This is a genomic window from Pseudomonas sp. P135, from assembly GCF_020312125.1.
Classification (GTDB): Bacteria; Pseudomonadota; Gammaproteobacteria; order Pseudomonadales; family Pseudomonadaceae; genus Aquipseudomonas; species Aquipseudomonas fragariae.
This window is the reverse complement of sequence record NZ_JAGPYR010000049.1, coordinates 1-1291: the sequence shown is the minus strand read 5'-3', so window position 1 is coordinate 1291 and position 1291 is coordinate 1. Positions and strand designations below refer to the sequence as shown.

Annotated in this window: 1 protein-coding gene; it reads right to left on the bottom strand. The window is 56.7% G+C overall.

The genetic code is table 11. The features are described 5' to 3' along the window. Window positions 1-52: 52 nt before the first annotated feature. Window positions 53-1230, bottom strand: a protein-coding gene (locus tag KBY08_RS26230) for an IS3 family transposase (RefSeq protein WP_162886835.1) whose coding sequence is annotated in 2 segments (ribosomal slippage) — window positions 53-960 and window positions 960-1230 — 1179 coding nt in all. Because the reading frame shifts where the segments join, the coding sequence is not laid out codon by codon here. Between the last annotated feature and the right edge of the window lie 61 nt (window positions 1231-1291).

Genomic DNA, 1291 nt, shown 5'->3' with positions numbered 1-1291 from the left:
TGACCTTGCCCCCGAGAAACGTATCCCTTAACCCGGCGTCGGGGTTGAGTATCTAAGGTTGTTGCCTTTGCCAGTTCTGCTCGTATTGCATCGGACTTACGTAATGAAGCGTCGAGTGCAGGCGCTCCTGGTTGTACCACAGCAGCCAGTTAATGACCTCGTCCTTGGCAGCGCGTCGGGTTTTGAATTTCAAGCCATGCAGACGTTCCACCTTCAACGAGCCGAACACGGTCTCGCTGCACGCGTTATCCCAGCAATTGCCCCGTCGACTCATCGAGCTGACAATCCCGTAGCCCTGAAGGACATGACGAAAATCAAAGCTGGCGTACTGGCTCCCGCGATCACTATGAAACAGCAGTCCGGAGGCCTTATGTGGATGACGCTTGAACCAGGCCATGCGCAACGCATCAATCACCAGGCTGCTTTTCATGCGCTCGTCCATCGACCAGCCCACGATCTGGCGACTGAACAGGTCTACCACTACCGCCAGAAACAGCCAGCCCTCATCTGTCGGGATGTAGGTGATGTCGCCCACCCAAGCTCTGTCAGGCTCCATCACGGCGAACTGGCGATCCAGCAGGTTCTCCGAAATGGGTAAGTCATGAGCGCTATCAGTGGTCACTTTGAAACGTCGTTTGCCCTTGCCGCAAATACCATGAAGCTGCATCAGCTTTTGCACACGCTCTTTGCCGACGCGAACGCCGTCAGCCAGCAAACCGTGCCAGATCCTGGGCCAGCCGTAGCTGCCACGACTGCGGGCATGAGCGGCGCGAATGTGGACGAGCAATGCTGCGTCGCTTAAACCTCGTTGAGGGCAATTAACTGCACAGCGAGCTTGGTGGCAATGAAAGCCGGTCGCACTGACGCCCAGCACCCGGCACTGCACACCGATAGGCCAGAGACGGCGATGAGTAAAGATGAACGCGTACTTCAGCTGGATGCTTTTGCGAAGTACGCCGTCGCCTTTTCCAGAATGTCGCGCTCCATCTTGACGCGTGCCAGCTCGGCTCGTAGACGGCTTATCTCCATCTGCTCGGGAGTGACAGACTTGATGTCAGCGCCGGTCAGCCTGCCTTGGCGATGCGCCTTGACCCAGTTGAACAAGGTCTGGTCGGATATACCCAGAGAGCGGGCAGCGGCAGCAAGCGTCAGGCCTGTATCGACCAGTCGCACGGCCTCAAGTTTGAACTCAAGGGTGTATTTAACGCGATCTGTCTTGGGCTTAGTCATGTCGTATCCTTGCGGCTATTGAGGCACCTGGCAAGGGATACGTTTTTCAGGGGCAAGGTCA